Genomic DNA, 17769 nt, shown 5'->3' with positions numbered 1-17769 from the left:
CCCCGGCTTAGTATCCCAAACAGGCTCTTATACATTTACCTGTTCTACCCACAGCTCTTTTTCTCTAAATGAAGCGACTTTTATATTCATTGGGCCTAGGCCTTATTTTGGTTTCCGGCTGCAGCAAACGCAATTCAATAGAAGGGCCGCAGTTTGAGGCTACTGGCACTTATACCGTTTCCATTACGCCTGAGGCCGGGCCGATGCGTATGTTTACCCAAACCGGTGAAATACAAAACGATGCCTTAATCCGTCGATATTTCGAGCGTCAATTCGCCGGCCTGCCTATAAAGACGGGCGTTATTCCGCCGTTTCTGGCGGCTGAACTGGCTTTTACCAGCCCTTCTGAAGCTATTCTCAACACTACTACTTCGACGAGCGGAACTCCACAAAGTTCCAGCGTGCCCCTCACGTTTTCTGGCCTCACCATTGAAAGAGCTGTACTGACGTCGAAGAACCCGAGGCCGTTTACTACTCCATCCAGTAACTCCAGCAAGTGCACTAACATCGTGCGCGACATTCAAGGCGTTTCGCCAGTATACGCTTGCACAGCGCTGCCTCCATCCACTGGCTTTGGGTCACAGTGCGAATTCAAGCCTGTGTATGTGCTTAACCTACGTGGCGAGAAAGCGAGCCTCGCCGTCATGTTTTTCTATTTTTCGGCGACCGTAAGTGGCGGAAGTTGCGGGACGGGGGGCAATCTGTTCAACGTGCTGAACGCTGCCCTGCCTGGCCGTATCGCCGCCGGCGATACGCTGGTGGTGCAGGAAGCTGAATTGCCTTTGATTCGCAAACAGTAACCGGCCGCAAGTCGGGCCCGCCGTACCCAGGGTTCCCTCGCCCTATTCTGGCGCGCGGATAGCGGAGCGTAACTCGCGGGCACGGTCGCGCTACTGTTGCAACCCCGACTATAACCGCTTGGGTGCTCCCCGCGTTAGGATAAGCTTCATCCTAACCTTTCCACAACTATGGCAAACCATCCCAGAGCCGCCCTCATCACGGGTGCTACCAGTGGCATTGGCCGCGAATTGGCTAACTGCTTCGCTAAAGACGGCTACAACCTCGTCATCATCGCCCGCGACCAGCAGCAGCTGGAGCGGACCGCCCACGAATTGCGCGAGCAATACGGCGTGAAAGTATTGCCCCTTGCCAAAGACCTCTTCCGCCCCGAGGCACCGTTTGAAGTATACGACGAAGTCCGGGACAGGGGCATCCGCATCGATGCGCTGGTAAACAATGCTGGTCAGGGCCAGTACGGCCTTTTTACCACCACCGACATCGGCCGTGAGCTCGACATCATCCAGCTCAATATCGGCGCCTACGTCACTTTCACCAAGCTCTTTCTGCAAGACATGGTGGCCCGCAACGACGGCATGATTCTGCAGGTATCCAGCATCGGCGGCGAGCTGCCCGGCCCGCTTCAATCAGTGTACCACGGCACCAAGGCCTTTGTCACTTCCTTCACCGAAGCTGTGCGCGAAGAAGTGAAGGAGTACAACATTAAAATCACCTCGCTGCTGCCCGGCGTCACCGACACCGACTTCTTCCGCAAAGCCGACATGGAGCGCTCGAAACTGGTGCAAGGCAGCCGCGCCGACCCCGCCAAAGTAGCCCAGGATGGCTACGAAGCCCTGCTCGCCGGCAAAGACAAAGTCATTTCCGGCTTCATGAACAAGGTGCAGGTGGCAGTGAGCAACATTATTCCTGACAACCTGGTGGCCGCCAACCTGCACAAGATGGGCGCGCCCGTGGATGGGGACGAAAGTGCGCACCAAGGGACGCGGTACTAAAGCTTAGTCAGGTTCGCCCAAAAGGACCTCACTCCTACCGGGCTCGGTCCCTGCCCTTCTCGAAAAGAGAGGGAAGCCGAACGATTACCGCCTGCAATTGCAAGCAGAACCAAGCCAATGAAGTGCTGCTGTGCTGCTCTCAACGACCAATAAAAACCCTGGCTCTTGCAGAGCCAGGGTTTTTATTGGTCATACTATTCATCAGCCTATACTGTTCACAAACTAAAGACTGCATCTTGGTTCGGAAAGAAAAATATTCGGCCAAGCTGCGGGCCTTCCAGCAAGTAAGACTCGTCAATAGCAACTTTGCCGTATAGTATATCAGGCCCTTTTCAGCCATTTAAACTGTTCACAGCTGCTTTAGCTGTTTCCTCATGCATCTCTTCGTTTACTCTCCCCTGAGCGCCCCTGCCCGCGCGCACCTGCTGCACCAGATTTCTGCTGACGTACAAGTTACTTTCCGCGAGGACCTGCCCAAGGAGGAGGAGCAAGCCGCTCTGCAAACCGCGGAAGTGCTGCTCGGCAACCCGCCGCCGGCTTGGTTGAGTCGCCCGCTTCCCAGGCTCCGCTTCTGGCAAATCGACTCTTCCGGGTTTGAACGCTACCGCCACCTACAACTGAGCATCCCGGTGGCCAACCTCGGCGACTTTTTTGCCTGGCCCTGCGCCGAAACCATGGTGGCGGGCCTGCTGGCGCTCTACCGTCACATTCCCGAGCTAGCCGTGCTGCAAACCCAGAACAAGTGGGTTGGCGGCGCCTACGTTCGCAACCGCGCCCAGCTGCTGCGGGGGCGGCGCGTGGTCATCCTAGGGGCCGGAGCCATTGGCCAAGCAGTGCGCCAACAGCTCACGGGCTTCGAGTGCCACACGCAGCTGCTGGCCCGCACCCACCCGCAAGCGCAGTTGCGTTCCCAAGAAGAGTTAAAAGCTGTGCTGCCCGAAACCGACATCGTGGTAAACTGCCTTCCCGGCAGTGCCGAGGGCTTCTTCTCTGCTGATTTGGTAGCCGCCATGCGCTCCGGCAGCATCTACGCCAGCGTAGGCCGCGGCAACACCACCGACGAGCCCGCCCTCGTTGCAGCCCTGCAATCCGGCCACCTGGGCGGTGCCGTGCTCGACGTAACGGCCACCGAGCCCCTCCCACCCGACCATCTCCTCTGGACCCTACCGAACGTATTGCTCACCCAACACACCGGCGGTGGCCAGCCCTTCGAGGACGAAGGCAAAGTCGACGTGCTGCTCCGCAACCTGACCTTATTCCGAAATAGTGAGCCGCTAGAGAATCTGGTGGAGTTGAGCCGCGGGTACTAACCCGAGTGCCAAACACTACTCTGTCTTGCTGAAGCACGAAGCATCTTATCGCGCCCCAACGGTTAGTTCAGCTGGGACAAGATGCTTCGTTCCTCAGCATGACAGATGGCAAGGCAGACGGGCTGAATTAACCCCCAGCCGCTATTTCATATCTGGCTCCCATCGCCCTTTTCCTGCAAAAATGGTTTTGAGCTTGTAACGCTTGGCCTCCTTAGCCGTGAGCTGGTGCGACCAGGCTACTCGCCCCTTCGGGTTAGCGCCGGGGCCCGATGACTTGTACTCCGCAAAATAAGCTGTCTTCTCATTCTCGGGGTTCTTCCAGTTTTCCCAGCCGGCGGGCACGATATGGGCGCCCATTTCAGTGTTGAGGTACACCACCCGCGCGTTGGGGCGCCAGGGCCGGCCCAGGTAAACCTTTTTGGCGAGCGTGGTATCGGCCGTCAGCTTGCAATTGAGGAACACGAAGCCAAAAGGCTGCTGCGCCGTGGTCGAAGCCGCCGTGATAAAGGAGTTCTTCTTGCTTTTAATAGTGCAACGGTCAAACACGGCCGTGCTGGCACCAAAGATGAAGTCGGTTGTGCCCTCGATGTAGCAATCCTTGAAATACTGGCGGCTGCCGTCAGTGGCCAGAAAAAGCACGTCCTGGTTGCCCACCATGCGACAGTTTTTGAAAGTCGCCCGGTCGCCTTCTACGTGCAGCGCGACGGCCTGACCGGCGGTGTAGCCGGCATTGTTCTCGAAGGTGAGGTTCTCGGCCGCAAAGTCGTTGGCCTGCACCAGCACCGAATGCGAGTTATAGGTATTGTGCCCGGCCGCGTCGCCGGTATGGTCGTTGAAGGTGATGGTGGTTTGGTCCCTGTCCTCGCCCACTAGCCGCAGGCGGACTTTAAGCGTAGGCACCACCAGCTTTTCGCGGTACGTACCCTTTTTGATGAAGATGGTGACTGGCTTCTGCGGCTGGTTGGGCACGGCATTCACGGCTTCCTGCACAGTGCGGTAAGCACCGGAGCCATCCTGAGCCACGATAATAGCGCCGGCGGGCGGCCCTACCTGGGCCCAGGAAACGCAGTTGGTCATGAGGGCGATAAAGCCCGCAAGGAAGAATCGACTCATGGGCTTAGTTTGTTTGTGGATTCCAACCGTGCAGCACGTTTTGGAGGGTGTATTGCTCCGCTTCGGCATCCGTTAACTGATGCGACCACGGCACGCGCTGCTTGAGCGCCGCGCCGGGGCCACGGCTCTTGTACTCGGCGTAGTAGGCCGTCTGTTTGTTGGTTTCCTTGCCCCAGTGGTCCCAGCCCGCGGGGCCAATCACGGGGCCGAGGTGGCAGTTCAGGTACACAGTTTTGGCGTAGGGCCGCCAGGGCCGGCCCAGTGCAAAACTGCCGGCTGGGGCGTCGCCCGTGATGCGGCAGTTGCGAAACACATACCCAAACCGCGTAGTGTCGGGCGTCGAGGCAGCCGTGATGTAAAGGCCTCCCTTTTTGCAGAAAATCTCGCAATCCTCAAACCACGCTGTGCCCGAGCCGAAGATGAAATCGGTGGTGCCTTCGATGTAGCAGTTCTTGTAGAATTGCCGGCTGCCGGGCCCATAGGTGTAGAGCGTGTCCTGAAATCCCAGAAAGCGGCAGTTCACAAACGCCGACCGGTCGCCGGCCACCCACACGGCCACGGCCTGCCCCACCGGCCCCGACGAGTTGGCAAACGTCAGGTTCTCGGCCGAAAAATCGTTGCCATACAAGTAACAGCTCGAGGAGCCCGACGTGCCTTTATCTTCCCCAAAAATGTTCTTCTTCTGGTTGTAGTCGTCGTAGGTCAGAATAGTCTTGTCCCGGTCCTCACCAATGAGCTTCACAAACTGCTTGGAGCCTGCCAGAATAAGCTTCTCCTTGTAAGTGCCTTTCTTGATAAAGATGGTGGTGACTTTCTTCCGGAAATCGGGCACGGCATTGATAGCCTCCTGCACCGTGCGGAACTTGCCGCTGCCGTCCTGCGCCACCACAAAATCATAAGCTCCAGCGCGGCCGAGCGCCAACCAGCACAGGGCCACAATCAACACAAGCTGCTTCATAGGTTAGCGGTTAGTATTCCGTAAACCTACCGGTTAGCAGGCCTGAAACCGCGTTTTTTCTGCGCAATCGATGCCGGTAACGTTCTCGGCAGCCAATGGTGAATTATATAGTAATTTAGCAATGCTCATTCCACACTCTCTGCCTTAACTATGAAAGCCACTACCCTGAAACTGCGCCGCTTTGTCCTTTTGACTGCGCTCAGCGTAGGATTGGCCACTTGCGTGAGACAAGAGGAATTGTCCGAATGCCTGGGTTCATGCACCGTCGTCACGGGTCGGCTGCTCACTTCAGGCTCCGTTGCATTGCCTGATGCCCTTGTTACCCTACAATGGGTACGGTTCGTTGGGCTCAAGGGTGTGGTGCACCGGAAGGCAGTTGGTAGAACCGATGCCAACGGGCACTACCGGGTTAGTGGTTTCCTCACCGATGACGAGCTAACTGATGGCCTACTAGAGGTGGTTTTTCAACCCAGCAAATCAAACTATTACCTCATTGGAGAGCAAAATTTTGCTTTTTTTAATTTCAAGCGCGATACCCTGCTCACCGCCCCCGACTATTTAATTCCGCGTAAAGCATTTGCTAAATTGGTTGTTACCAATTCTACCCAAATACCTGGCCTTGGGGCATACATATCGGACTTTAATAGTTGCTATGGCAGAAATACTACTTTCAGTCAATCCATCAGGGGAGGCGGAAGCGTCATTGATTGGTTTGGTTTGCCATCGCAAAACCCTCTCGAAATGCCCGGTGACCAACCCATTTTGGTTCGTCATTTTAAAAACACCAATAACGGTCGCCCTAGCGCCACGGACACAATTTTCATCCCGGCCGGCGCCACCAGAACGTATACTGTGACTTACTAGCGCAAAAAGCCCGGCCAATTGGCCGGGCTTTTTTGAGAGGGGGTAGGGGAAGTTTGCCAACTCCCTCCTGCGCGTCATACTGGCGACTGTTAATCCTCTTTCCCTACGCCTTCTTACGAAAGAACTAGCTATCAATTACTCGCCCGAGGCCTTCGTCAGCAACTCCACTACCTCAGCCGAGATACCGGTGGTGCTGAAGCCGCCGTCGTGCATCAGGTTCTGCATGGTAACGTAGCGGGTCAGGTCCGAGAACAGCGAGATGCAATAGTCGGCGCAGGCCTCGGCGGGAGCGTTGCCCAGCGGCGACATCATGTCAGCGAAGTTGTAGAAGGCATCAAAGCCGGTGATGCCGGTGCCGGCCGTGGTTTTGGTGGGCGACTGCGACACGGTGTTCACGCGCACCTTCTTCAGCTTGCCGAAGCGCTGGCCGTAGCTGCGAGCAATGCTTTCGAGCATGGCCTTGGCCTGGGTCATGTCGGTGTAATCGAGGAAAGCGCGCTGGGCGGCTATGTAACTCAGGGCCACGATGCTGCCCCACTCGTTCATGGCGTCCTGCTTCTCGGCCACAGCCATCATCTTGTGAAACGACATGGCCGACACGTCGATGGTTTGCTGGAAGAATTTGTAGTCCAGCTCGCCGTAGTGCTTCTTTTTGCGGATGTTGGCGCTCATGCCAATGCTATGCAGCACGAAGTCAATCTTGCCGCCCAGCTGCTCCTGCGCTCCCGAAAACAGCGCTTCCAGCTCTTCCGTCGACGTGGCATCGGCTGGGATGATGGGCGCGTTGCACTCCTCGCTCAGCTTGTTGATTTCGCCCATGCGCATGGCCAGCGGCGCGTTGGTGAGCACAAAGCGGGCGCCTTCGGCGTGGGCCCGTTGGGCCACTTTCCAGGCAATGGATTGGTCGTTGAGAGCGCCGGAGATGATGCCGACTTTGCCGGCGAGGAGGTTACTGGGCATGGTGGTTTGGTGTGGAATGTGTGGTGGTGGCCTGTCATTGCGAGGAGGCACGACGAAGCAATCCGTCCTGGTCTCAGCGACTAGCCTTGGGATGTGACAAACCCAACCGTTGAATTTGCGCCGGCAAGTTAGCGGGCTTAATGGAATTGGCTGGTCACTTCTTTTGAGTTGGTCGCTCAGACCAGGACGGATTGCTTCGTCGTGCCTCCTCGCAATGACAAACTACGCCGCCACTTCGCCCCGCAGCGCCAGCAGCTCCCGCGCACTCTGGAAGGCATTCTCGCTGGGCTTGGCGCCTGCAATCATGTGCGCGATTTCCTTGATGCGGTCGTCCTGGTTTAGCTCCCGGATGCGGCTCACCGTGCGGTCGGCGCGGTCTTCCTTGTACACGAAGTAGTGCACGTCGCCGGCCGCGGCCATTTGCGGCAGGTGCGAAATGGCTACCAGCTGGTGCTTCTGGGCCATTTGCTGCATCATACGGCCCACTTTCACGGCAATCTCACCGGAAATACCGGTGTCGATTTCGTCGAATACTATCGTAGGCAGCGCCGTCTTATCGGCCAGCATGTATTTGATGCACAACATCAGGCGCGAGAATTCACCACCCGAAGCGGCTTTGCTCAGCGTCTGGGGCTGAGCGCCTTTGTTGGCCGTGAAGAGTATGCTCACCACGTCGGTACCACTAGTAGCAGGTGCCCCAACGCTGTGCTGCACCACAATGCGGGCATGCGGCATGCCCAGGTCGGCCAGCAGCAGCCCCAGCTGCTTTTCGAAAGTGGGGAACGACTTGCGGCGGCTCTCCGAGAGCTTGGCAGCCTGCTTGGTTACGGCAGCCAGGGCCGCATCCGAATCTTTGCGCAGACGGGCTATTTCCTTGTCGAGGCTCAGCACCGAGCTTACTTTCTGGCGCAGGCTGTCGCGCACGGCCAGCAGAGTGGGCAGGTCGCGGGCCTGGTGCTTGCGCTGCAGCGTGTAGAGCACGTTGAGGCGGTCCTGCAGCTCTTCGGCGCGGGCGGGGTCGCCCTCGGTGCGGCGCTCGGCAATTTCTACTTCGTCGGCGATGTCGTGCAGCTCAATCAGGCAGCTGTCGAGGCGCTGGCGCAGCTCCTGGAAGTTGTCGGCGTAGTTGGCCACTTGGCCCAGCAGCGTCACAGCCTCTTTCATGTTGCCGGTGGCGCAGGTCTCGCTGTCGCGCAGGCCGTGCAGGGCTTGGCTCAGCTTGTACTTAATTTCCTCGGCGTGCTCGAGCTGCTTCACTTCCTGCTCCAGCGCGTCCTGGTCTTCGGTGTCGAGGCGGGCTTCTTCCAGCTCATTCAGCAAAAAGCTGTTGTAGTCGAGCTCTTTGCTGGCCTGGGCCGCTTGGCTTTCCAGGGTTTGCAGGTCGGCTTCGAGTTTCCGGTACTGGCGGAAAGCGTTGCTATAATGAGTTCGCTGCGGTACCAGGCCGGCGTATAAGTCCAGCAGATTAAGCTGAAACACGGCATCGCCCAGCAGCAGGGTGTCGTGCTGCGAGTGAATGTCCATCAAATTGGCGCCGATTTTACGCAGCGCCTCCAATGTCACCGGCGTGTCGTTCACAAACGCGCGCGACTTGCCATTAGGACTGATTTCGCGCCGCAGAATGCATTGCACGTCGTAGTCCAAATCCTCGGCATCGAAGATGTCCTGCAGCTGGTAATTGGCGATATCAAACTGGCCTTCAATTACGCATTTGCGCTCGGTGTCAAACAGCATCCGCGAATCGGCGCGATTACCGAGCAGCAGGCCAATGGCGCCCAGCATAATGGACTTGCCGGCGCCGGTTTCCCCAGTAATTATATTTAATAGCGGCGACGGGCGCAACTCCAATTGCTCAATAAGAGCGTAATTTTTAATTCGTAAATCGACTAACATAAGAAGCATGGTCTTCATGCTGAGTTTGTTGAAGCATCTCTACCACGAGAGTAATTAATTACCTGCGCAGTAGGGATGCTTCGACAAGCTCAGCATGACCTTTATAATTAATCTATTTTAATACCGTTTGGTATTTGGCTGAATTCGTCGGGTCTACTTCCGTGAGCATGGTCACGAGCTGCTGCTTGAGTTGCTGGTCCTGACTGGTGCGGAATATGTTGGCAATTTCATCGGCCTTAGCGTCGAAGAAAGCGCGCGCAAACAAAGTGCCGGGGCGCGTTACGGCGGCGCGCTGAATCCCACTCAGCGACGTCATAACGGATGCGCGGGCTTCGTCGGGCTTTTCAATAAACAGGTCTAAACCCTGGCGGTAGTATCCGTACAGGCCAGTGCGGAAAGACTCAAACTGTGGGTCGGTGATGTTATCAAGCAAAAAATGCCGCTCCCGCGAGCCCGTGCCGCGCCAGCCTTCGTCCTGCTCGCTGGTGCTGGTCTGGTTCGCCGAGTAGTTGACCACATTGCGGGCCAGCTCATAATACTGTGTGCCGCCGAGGCGGGAAAAGGTGTCGCGGTCGATGCCAATGACCATGTAAGCGTAATAACCCAGCAGCGACGAGAGATTGGACACGAAGCTATTGGGCGAAAAGTCCAATGGATTTTGCGGCGAGTAGTTGAAGTTAAAGCTTCGGTCAACCACGCTGATGACGTTGGTTTCGTAGCCAGTACCATACACCGGGCGCGTCGAAATCAGGCGCATCGTCGAATTGTAAGTACCGTTCTGGGGGATGCCCGTGATGCCGATAAAGATGCGCAGCCGAATCCGCTCCTCGGGCCGGTGCGCCTGCGTAGTCCAGGACCGGGTGTTGAGAAAGTTGCGGATGTCATTCTGCATCTGCGTCACTATCGTCGGGTCTGTGATGGTGACGTTTTGGGTCGTCACCTGCACTTCAGCCTGCAGCTCTTGGGCATGGGCCGCGGGCCCAGCTGCCAGCAGCAGCAACATCGGCAGAAACGCGAGGAGTTTTCGCATCATGGGACAGGGTTCAATTTGGCCAGAATCAGGCTCACCAGTCCGCGGGCCACCTCGGCTTTGGACTGCAACTCAAAATTAACGATTTGGCCGGCGGCATCCAGCACGGTAACCTTATTAGTATCATGGCCGAATCCTGCGCCCGCATCGCGCAGAGAATTCAGCACGATGAGGTCGAAGTTCTTGCGGCGTAGCTTGTCTTGGGCGTGGGCCAGCTCGTTTGTAGTCTCCAACGCAAAACCTACGGCAAATTGTTCAGGCCGCTTGCGCTGGCCAAGGGTAGCCGCGATGTCCACGTTTTTTACCAGCTCCAGGGTAAGGATTTCGCCAGACTTTTTAATCTTGTCCACGGCCACCTGTACCGGCCGGTAGTCGGCCACCGCAGCGGCAAACACCCATACATCGGCATCCGCAGCCACTGCCGATGCGGCAGCAAACATCTCCGCGGCCGTTTCCACCCGCACGGTGCGGATGCGCGGGCTGGCTGGGTCTGGCAAATAGCTGGGGCCGCTAATTAGCGTCACCTCCTCGCCCTGGGCAGCGAAGGCCTCTGCTATGGCATAGCCCATCTTGCCCGTCGAGCGGTTACCGAGAAAACGGACGGGGTCGAGGGGTTCGTAAGTGGGGCCCGCAGTAAGAAGAACGTGCATTCTATGAGATGAGAGAGAAACGGAAAAACGTCAGATGGGGCAGCGCCTCTGGCTTGCTCATCATGACAGACGATGGGGATTTAGCCCACACAAGCTGGATGCACCGCCTAGCAGGGCGTTCATTTAGCTTCAACTCCTTTAAAAAAACTGCTCCAACTCTGCCACAATCTCTTCCGGTTCCAGCATGCGGCCGGGGCCACTCAGGCCGCTTGCCAACTCGCCGCTGGGCGAGTCGAATATGTGATTGCTGAAGGAGCGCAGACGTGCTAGGTTTTGCGTTACGGCCGGGTGGGCAAACATATCTACGTCCATGGCTGGGGCCAGAAAAACCGGGCAGCGGGCCGATAAATACACGGCGCAAAGCAGATTGGGACACAAGCCATTGGCCAATTGGCCGATGGTGTTGGCGCTGGCTGGAGCAATTACCAGGGCATCAGCCCAGAGGCCCAGCTCCACGTGGTTGTGCCACTCCCCTGCCGCTGCATCACGCAAAAAGCCCGTCAGCACAGGCTTTTTGGAGAGGGTGCCCAGGGTGAGAGGCGTGACGAAAGCCGCGGCGGCTTCGGTCAGAATGACCTGTACTTCGGCGCCGGCTTTGACAAGCAGGCGGGTGAGCAGGGCTGCTTTGTAGGCAGCAATGCTGGCACTGACGCCCAGCAGAATGCGACGGCCTTGTAGCGTAGAAGGCAGTGGGTTGCTCGGTACTGATTCGGACATATATGCCTCGTTGGCAGACAACTATTTAAAATAAGAACGTCATGCTGAGCTTGTTGAAGCATCTCGCCCGCTTCGTTGCAATCAGCCTTGATTACTACTGCGGGCGAGATGCTTCAACAAGCTCAGCATGACGTTCACTTTCAACAAGCCGTTCTTAACCGACTGTTGTTCCAGGCAAGCGGTAGCCTAGAACAGCTCGCGGGGAACCGGAATCTCCTCCGGCTCGGGGGTGGTGTACTGGATTTTGCCCTGCAGAAACTCCTCAATGGCAAGGCTGGTGGGCTTGGGCATGCGCTCATACTGCTTGGAAACCTCGATTTGCTCGCGGTTCTCGAACACTTCTTCCAGGTTGTCGACAGTGGAAGCGAACTCGGCCAAACGGTCGTTCAGCTCTTCCTTCAGCTTCACCGACAGTTGGTTGGCACGCTTGGAAATCACGGCGATGGCCTCGTACACGTTGCCGTTGTCGCCGGTAATGTCGGCCACGTTGCGCGTGATGATGGAGCTCGACGGGGTGTTAGGATTAGGTTTCATGGGCTGATATTAATTACAAATTAGTTAGAGGCCGACGCTGGCATGGCTTTCAACTTGACAATCTGGGCCTGGCTGACGTCGTACATTTCCTGGGCCGCCTTCAGGTTTTTGCTGCGGGGGTAAGCGTCCAGAAATTGCTGATAAAAGCTTACCGCTTCTGAAAACCGCTCGCGCTGCTTGGACTCGATGCTTTCCTGCGCCCATGCGAACTGGGCCGTTAGGCGGAGAAACGCGGCCTGCTCGGCAAATCCCGACGCGGGATAATCTTGCTGAAAATTGGTAAGGGCCACCACGGCCGCCTGGTTGTAGCGAAGCTGATAGTACAGCCTAGCGCTTTCGAAGGCTTTGTTTTCCAGCTTCTTTTGGAGCTCCTGCGACATGTTCTCCGTCTCGGGCTTGAACTTGCTCTCGGGGTAGCGGTTCAGAAAATCCTGGATGGATTCGAGGGCCGACACCGTATTGGTTTGGTCGAGCTCAAAGCCAGGCGAGTCCAAAAAAAGTGACTTCGCGTTCAGAAAAGCAGATTCCTCGGCGTACGCCGAGGTCGGGTAAGTATCGTTGAATTGCTTGAAATAGAACGCACTCAGCACATAGTTACGCTGTTTGTAGTTCGTATTGGCAAAGTAGAACTGGGCCTTTTCGGCTTCGGGCCGTCCCTTCAGTAGCGGAATCAGGTCTTCGAGCAAGGTGCCGGCTCGGAAGTAGTCGCCCTTTTCGTAGTACGCAATAGCAGCTTCGTACTTTTTATTAACGTCGGGGTTCTTCAGCAAACGCTGGTAGCTGCTGGCGCAGGAGCCCAGTACCAACGTACTAACGAGCAGAAAAAGAACCGTGAGGCGGGAAATCGGCATAAGGGGTGCAAAGGTAACGATTTGAGCCGGCGAAGACAAGCGGAGCAGCGCTTCGGGTTGGGATGCCGGAACCTAGAGTGCCAGAAGGCGGCGAAAGGTTGCAGCTAAGGCCGCGTCGCGGGCTTGGTAGCGGGCTGCCTGGGCGGCAGCGCAATGGCTGCGGGCTTAGCAGGCGAACTCACCAGCTTTGGAGGTACCGTGGGCTTGCGCGGAGTGGCTTTTGCGGGCACTTTGGCGGGTGGTATTTTTGCTTTGGGGTTGCGCTTAGCAGCTGGCACGGCCTTCTTCTTAGGAGCAGGCCGCTTTTTGGGCCGGTCGTCGAACTGCTTGCCCAACACTTGGCGGCGGGTGGGCCGTTCCTTGGCACGCCACTGAAATCCTTTCAGACGCTCGTCGTCGGGCTTCAACTCGTGAGGCGGAAAGAATTTGGCTTCCGGGTTGGTGAGCGCCGAAATTTTGTTCAGCTTACTATCCACGAACAGTATCCGCATGTTGGCCGACAGCACCCGGTTCATGCCGGTGGTGGCAGTGTCGTTGTCCAGGGCGTAAAATATGCTTTCCGCGTTGCCAAGCACATCCACGCGCCGCAACTTGCGGTCGCGGAAGTAGGACATCATGTTACGACCCTTGGTTTGATTGAAATTAAGCAGCGTGTCCTGGCTCACAGCGAAGGCATTGGCGTAGAGGCGCATCTCATCGATGCGGCCACGCTTCGAGCGAATCTGCATCGAATCGGCCGTGAGCTGATTCTTGGCCTGCCACAGCACGGGGTCGCGGTTGAGGTAAATGATGCTGTCCTGCCGGTCATAGGTCAGCGAATCGCAGATGCCCTGCAGGTTGCCCCGGAATATCTGCACCTTGGGGTAGGCGTAGAGCACCGTGCGGGTGGTAGTTTGGCCGGGGCGAGCCTCCATGCTTATTAGCGTGTCGGCGGCCATATACAAGGTGTCCTTCTCGCTGACGTTGCGCACCACCGGCCGGCCGCCGTAGAGCTTGGTGCGACCCAACCCACGCCAGTAGCGGCCTACATCGCCGCGCAGGGTCAGGTTGTCTTTTTTGGAAATCAGGCTCACGTGCCCGGTGGCCAGGCCGTACTGTTTTACCTCGTCGTACACCAGCCGGTCGCCGCCCAGCAGGTAGTTGGGCGTGTCGATTTTGGCATTCTTCTGAAAGTTCGACACCCGGGTAATGGTGTTGTAATTCCCTCCCTCGGCGTACAGGTTGCCATCCTTGCCTTTGATGCGCGTAGGCCCGTCGAAGTAGGCAATTTTCGAGACCGTATTATAGCGCAGCAGGTCGTTGTTCAGCTCCGAGTCGGGCGTGACGAGATGCACGTTGTTCGTAAACACGAAGACTTTGGAATTGGTATCGTAGAAGCCTTGCTGGCTGTCGAGGGTGTTTTGCGGGTCGGTAAGGTGGCCGGTCTCGGTGTAAGAGGCCGTTTTGCGGTTGAGGTCATAGAACAGGCTGGGCGTGGTCAGGGTCATGCGGGTGTCGCGCATCACCACGTTGCCTTCCATGCGGGCCGTGCGCTTGTCGCCGTCGTAAAAGCCCTTGTCGCCCGTGATGGTCATAGTATCGCTCTGCAGCACGCGCACGTTGCTGAAGGCTTCCACTTGGTTGCGGTCGAGGTACTGGTAAGCCGAATCACAGTACAGAAACGTGTCTTCCTGCTGAAAGCTGACGTTGCCGAGCAGTTTGCGAATTTTGGTGCCGTTAAAATCGCCACCAACCAGTGTGCCAGCCGTCAGTAGCTTGATTGGGGCTCCTTTGGGCGGCGCCGCGGCAGTTGCTCCGGGTCGGCCCGGAGCCGGACGAGTGGGCGCTGGCGTGGGGCGCTGCGCCTGCCCCAACAAAGGCAGCAGCAGAATGAGCAGAAGAAAAAAGATGCGTGTTGAGGACATTCGGTGGTCAAAGGTACGGACGGGCCCCGCGCTAACGGCCATCTTTGCGGTATAGTACCCAAAGGCAACCTCACGCGAGGAACCCCACCCCTAGCTCCTCTCCAAAAGAGAGGGGAGCCACGGCGCAGTAGTCGTTTTGATAGATATTTTCAATATTTTCAGTTGAAAATTATTAGGCTCTCCTCTCATCTGGAGAGGGGCCGTGCCCGGCAAGGGTGAGGTTCCCAGAGCAGGTTTGCCCAACAAGTTTTTTACCATGCTCGATACAGTTCGCCGCTTCATTGAGGAGCACACCCTTTTTTCCATCGAAAACGACGCCGTCTTGGTCACTGTCAGCGGCGGGCTCGACTCGGTGGTATTGTTAGACATTTTGCACCGGCTCGGGGTTCAAGTGGCCGTGGCGCACTGCCACTTCGGCCTGCGCGGCGAAGACGCCGATGCCGACGAGCAGTTTGTGCGCAAGTTGGCCAAGCAATACGGCCTCCCCTACTTCGCCGAATTTTTCCAGACCAAGGAATTTGCCGAGCAGGAAGGCATCTCAACCCAAATGGCGGCCCGCTTCCTGCGCTACCGCTGGTTTGAGCAGGTGCGCGCCACGCAGGGACTGGCTTACATCGCCACGGCCCATCACCAGCGCGACCAGGCCGAGACCATGATTCTGAACCTGACCCATGGCACCGGCCTTGCCGGGCTGCACGGCATTCAGGTGAAAAACGGAAACGTGGTGCGCCCGCTGCTGGGCGTGGGCCGCGACGACCTACACGAGTACTTAGTAGAGCGCGGCCTGCGCTGGCGCGAAGACGACAGCAACGACAGCCCCGTGTACCAGCGCAACCTGCTGCGCCACGAGGTGCTGCCCGTGCTGCGCAAAATCAACCCCAACCTCGACCAGACCATGCACGGCACGGCCGAGCGCGTGGGCGGGGCCGAGGAAATAGTGCGCCGCTACGTGGAAGACGCCACCGCCCAAGCCCGCCGCGACGACGCCGAGGTCACCTACCTCAATATAGCCACCCTACAAAAAACCGCCGCCACGGCCCTGGTGCTGCACGAAATGCTGCGCCCTTTCGGCTTCTCCTGGCTGATGGTGAAGGACATTGTGGCGGCCTTCCCCGGCGAGTCGGGCCGGCGGTTTGACTCGCCCACGCACCGCCTGGTAAAAGACCGGGAGCATCTGGTTATCACGCCGCGGCGCCTCACGCAGTTTGGCACTTTCCAGCTAGCCGCCGGCCAAACCGACCTGTTGGCCGACGGCATGCGCCTGAAAGCCGAGCTGCACGATGACGCCAAGCACTTCATCATTCCCCGCTCAAAAAGCACCGCCGCGCTCGATGCCGACAAGCTCAAATTTCCGCTCACGCTGCGCAAGTGGCAAGAAGGCGACTGGTTTATGCCCCTGGGATTGAAAGGCAAAAAGCTGCTCAGCGACTTCCTCATCGACCAGAAAGTGCCGCTCAACCTCAAAGATGATGTGCGCGTGCTGACCTCGGCCGATGGCAAAATCTGCTGGGTGGTGGGCTGGCGCGTCGACGACCGGTTTAAAGTAGAGGACACCACGGAGCGGGTGCTCACCGTGCAGCGGCTTTAGCAGGCTACCTTGGGGCTAAACTCACCAGACTTTATATAGCACCAATGAAACTGCTCTTTCCGCTTCTGCTGCTAATAAGCACAGCCCTATCAAGCTGTAACATTGATAAATGCGAGGGCGCGCTTGATGCGACCCATGCGCATTTTTCGCTGCAATATCTGGCTGCCACTGGCAACCAGTCCTTATTTTCTTCTAGGTCAACCACCTACTTCCGAGACTCAGTGCGCATAACCGATGAGCAAGGCAGCATTGTAGCCACAGACAAATCCGACCCTGTTTCCTTTCGCCTGTTCAAAGCGGGCGAAACACTTACCCTTGGCCAGCCAACTACGCGCCGGTTTTTAATTTACCTGTCGCGAACCGACCAAGACACCATTCAGGCGGAATTCAAGCTGTTTAGAAACGACTGCAAAAACCCGCAGTTCGAATACGCTTCGGTTTTTTATAATGGCAAAAGACTGAACGGAGACCCCAATACAGAATTATCAATAGTCATCCGAAAACCCTGAAGTCTGCCGTAGCGGCGACGCTGCCAGCGAAACGCGCCGAGGCTGCTGCGCCATTTCAGTTGTGCCTTCCTTTGCCCGGAGGTACTTTTGCCCAGCAACCCCAACTCAACACAAACACCCTCTCCTATGAAAGTTACCGTAGTCGGAGCCGGCAACGTAGGCGCAACCTGCGCCGATGTGCTCGCCACCCGTGAAATTGCCAACGAAATTGTACTGGTCGACATCAAGGAAGGCATTGCCGAAGGCAAGGCGCTTGATATCTGGCAGAAATCCCCAATTATCGGTTACGATTCGCGCACGGTCGGCGTCACCAACGACTACGCCCGCACTGCTGGTTCGGAGGTCGTGGTGATTACCTCGGGCCTTCCCCGCAAGCCCGGCATGAGCCGCGACGACCTGATTTCGGTGAACGCCGGCATCGTGAAGTCGGTGACTGAGCAAGTGGTGGCCCACTCCCCCAACGCCATCATCATCGTGGTGAGCAACCCGCTCGACGTGATGACCTACCAGGCCCACCTCACCGCCAAGCTGCCCCGCGAAAAGGTGTTTGGCATGGCCGGCATCTTGGACACGGCCCGCTACCGCGCTTTCTTGGCCGAGGCCCTGAATGTGAGCCCCAAAGACATTCAGGCCGTACTTATGGGTGGCCACGGCGACACCATGGTGCCCCTGCCCCGCTACACCACCGTGGGTGGCATCCCCGTTACCGAGCTCATCGGCAAAGCCGAGCTTGACGCCATTGTGCAGCGCACCGCCGTGGGCGGTGGCGAACTGGTGAAGCTCATGGGTACTTCGGCTTGGTACGCGCCCGGCGCGGCCGCCGCTCAAATGGTAGAAGCCATCGTGCGCGACCAGCGCCGCGTATTCCCCGTGTGCCTCGAGCTGCAAGGCGAGTACGGCATCAACGGCGTGTACCTCGGTGCCCCGGTTATCCTCGGCAAAAACGGCGTGGAGCGCGTGATTGAATTGCAGCTCAACGACGAGGAGAAGCAGATGCTCGAAACCTCGCGCGGCCACGTGAAAGAAGTAATGGACGCCCTGGACAAGATGGGCCAGCCCGCTTAATCATTCAAGTCAAGTGTTATACAAAAGCCCCAC

17 protein-coding genes are annotated in these 17769 nt (G+C 57.4%); 7 read left to right on the top strand and 10 right to left on the bottom strand.

All coding sequences use genetic code 11. The features are described from left to right. Positions 1-68: 68 nt before the first annotated feature. From ACP7AJ_RS13930 to ACP7AJ_RS13920, 3 genes are all read left to right on the top strand, one after another. The gene (locus ACP7AJ_RS13930) at positions 69-800 is read left to right on the top strand and encodes a hypothetical protein (RefSeq protein ID WP_426060817.1); all 732 of its coding nucleotides are present in this window, start codon (positions 69-71) and stop codon (positions 798-800) included. Positions 801-968: 168 nt separating this feature from the next. Continuing rightward, a complete protein-coding gene (locus tag ACP7AJ_RS13925; protein ID WP_426060816.1) occupies positions 969-1790 on the top strand; it encodes an SDR family NAD(P)-dependent oxidoreductase in 822 nt (273 codons plus the stop codon). A gap of 374 nt (positions 1791-2164) precedes the next feature. Then, on the top strand, positions 2165-3100 hold the full coding sequence (locus ACP7AJ_RS13920; protein ID WP_426060815.1) for a D-2-hydroxyacid dehydrogenase: 936 nt from the start codon (positions 2165-2167) through the stop codon (positions 3098-3100). 141 nt (positions 3101-3241) lie between these two features. Here ACP7AJ_RS13920 and ACP7AJ_RS13915 read toward each other — a convergent pair whose 3' ends face one another. Together ACP7AJ_RS13915 and ACP7AJ_RS13910 are read right to left on the bottom strand one after the other, a co-directional pair. Continuing rightward, positions 3242-4213, bottom strand: a complete 972-nt coding sequence (locus ACP7AJ_RS13915; RefSeq protein ID WP_426060814.1) for a pectinesterase family protein — start codon at positions 4211-4213, stop codon at positions 3242-3244. 4 nt (positions 4214-4217) lie between these two features. Further along, positions 4218-5171, bottom strand: a complete 954-nt coding sequence (locus tag ACP7AJ_RS13910) for a pectinesterase family protein (protein ID WP_426060813.1) — start codon at positions 5169-5171, stop codon at positions 4218-4220. Positions 5172-5321: 150 nt separating this feature from the next. On the opposite strand from ACP7AJ_RS13910, the gene ACP7AJ_RS13905 reads away from it, so the two are divergent. After that, on the top strand, positions 5322-6035 hold the full coding sequence (locus ACP7AJ_RS13905) for a hypothetical protein (RefSeq protein WP_426060812.1): 714 nt from the start codon (positions 5322-5324) through the stop codon (positions 6033-6035). A 135-nt stretch (positions 6036-6170) separates the two neighbouring features. Here ACP7AJ_RS13905 and ACP7AJ_RS13900 read toward each other — a convergent pair whose 3' ends face one another. From ACP7AJ_RS13900 to ACP7AJ_RS13865, 8 genes are all read right to left on the bottom strand, one after another. Continuing rightward, positions 6171-6995 (bottom strand): enoyl-ACP reductase FabI, encoded by an 825-nt coding sequence (locus tag ACP7AJ_RS13900; RefSeq protein WP_426060811.1) that lies wholly within the window; start codon positions 6993-6995, stop codon positions 6171-6173. A gap of 222 nt (positions 6996-7217) precedes the next feature. Then, entirely contained in the window at positions 7218-8888 is a 1671-nt protein-coding gene (recN, locus tag ACP7AJ_RS13895) for a DNA repair protein RecN (RefSeq protein ID WP_426060937.1), read from the bottom strand. A 112-nt stretch (positions 8889-9000) separates the two neighbouring features. Next, positions 9001-9921 (bottom strand): DUF4835 family protein, encoded by a 921-nt coding sequence (locus ACP7AJ_RS13890; protein WP_426060810.1) that lies wholly within the window; start codon positions 9919-9921, stop codon positions 9001-9003. Next, positions 9918-10568, bottom strand: a complete 651-nt coding sequence (locus ACP7AJ_RS13885) for a phosphopantothenoylcysteine decarboxylase (protein ID WP_426060809.1) — start codon at positions 10566-10568, stop codon at positions 9918-9920. The genes ACP7AJ_RS13890 and ACP7AJ_RS13885 overlap by 4 nt, the downstream gene beginning before the upstream one ends. Positions 10569-10706: 138 nt before the next feature. Beyond that, on the bottom strand, positions 10707-11285 hold the full coding sequence (locus ACP7AJ_RS13880; protein ID WP_426060808.1) for a flavoprotein: 579 nt from the start codon (positions 11283-11285) through the stop codon (positions 10707-10709). A gap of 186 nt (positions 11286-11471) precedes the next feature. Further along, on the bottom strand, positions 11472-11819 hold the full coding sequence (locus tag ACP7AJ_RS13875) for a DNA-directed RNA polymerase subunit omega (RefSeq protein ID WP_068197730.1): 348 nt from the start codon (positions 11817-11819) through the stop codon (positions 11472-11474). Positions 11820-11839: 20 nt separating this feature from the next. After that, on the bottom strand, positions 11840-12670 hold the full coding sequence (locus ACP7AJ_RS13870) for an outer membrane protein assembly factor BamD (protein WP_426060807.1): 831 nt from the start codon (positions 12668-12670) through the stop codon (positions 11840-11842). Between the two features lie 104 nt (positions 12671-12774). Further along, positions 12775-14574, bottom strand: coding sequence for an OstA-like protein (locus ACP7AJ_RS13865; RefSeq protein WP_426060806.1), 1800 nt, complete (start codon positions 14572-14574; stop codon positions 12775-12777). 256 nt (positions 14575-14830) lie between these two features. Here ACP7AJ_RS13865 and tilS point away from each other — a divergent pair, with 256 nt between their 5' ends. The 3 genes from tilS (at position 14831) to mdh (ending at position 17736) form a co-directional block, all read left to right on the top strand. Next, a complete protein-coding gene (gene tilS, locus ACP7AJ_RS13860; protein ID WP_426060805.1) occupies positions 14831-16162 on the top strand; it encodes a tRNA lysidine(34) synthetase TilS in 1332 nt (443 codons plus the stop codon). A gap of 44 nt (positions 16163-16206) precedes the next feature. Next, entirely contained in the window at positions 16207-16671 is a 465-nt protein-coding gene (locus ACP7AJ_RS13855) for a hypothetical protein (protein WP_426060804.1), read from the top strand. 126 nt (positions 16672-16797) lie between these two features. Continuing rightward, positions 16798-17736, top strand: coding sequence for a malate dehydrogenase (gene mdh / locus ACP7AJ_RS13850; protein ID WP_426060803.1), 939 nt, complete (start codon positions 16798-16800; stop codon positions 17734-17736). The last annotated feature ends 33 nt before the right edge of the window (positions 17737-17769 follow it).

The sequence above is a fragment of the Hymenobacter sp. B1770 genome (assembly GCF_049896385.1).
Taxonomy (GTDB): domain Bacteria; phylum Bacteroidota; class Bacteroidia; order Cytophagales; family Hymenobacteraceae; genus Hymenobacter.
The sequence above is the reverse complement of the archived record's forward strand: the minus strand, read 5'-3'. Positions and strand labels throughout refer to the sequence as shown.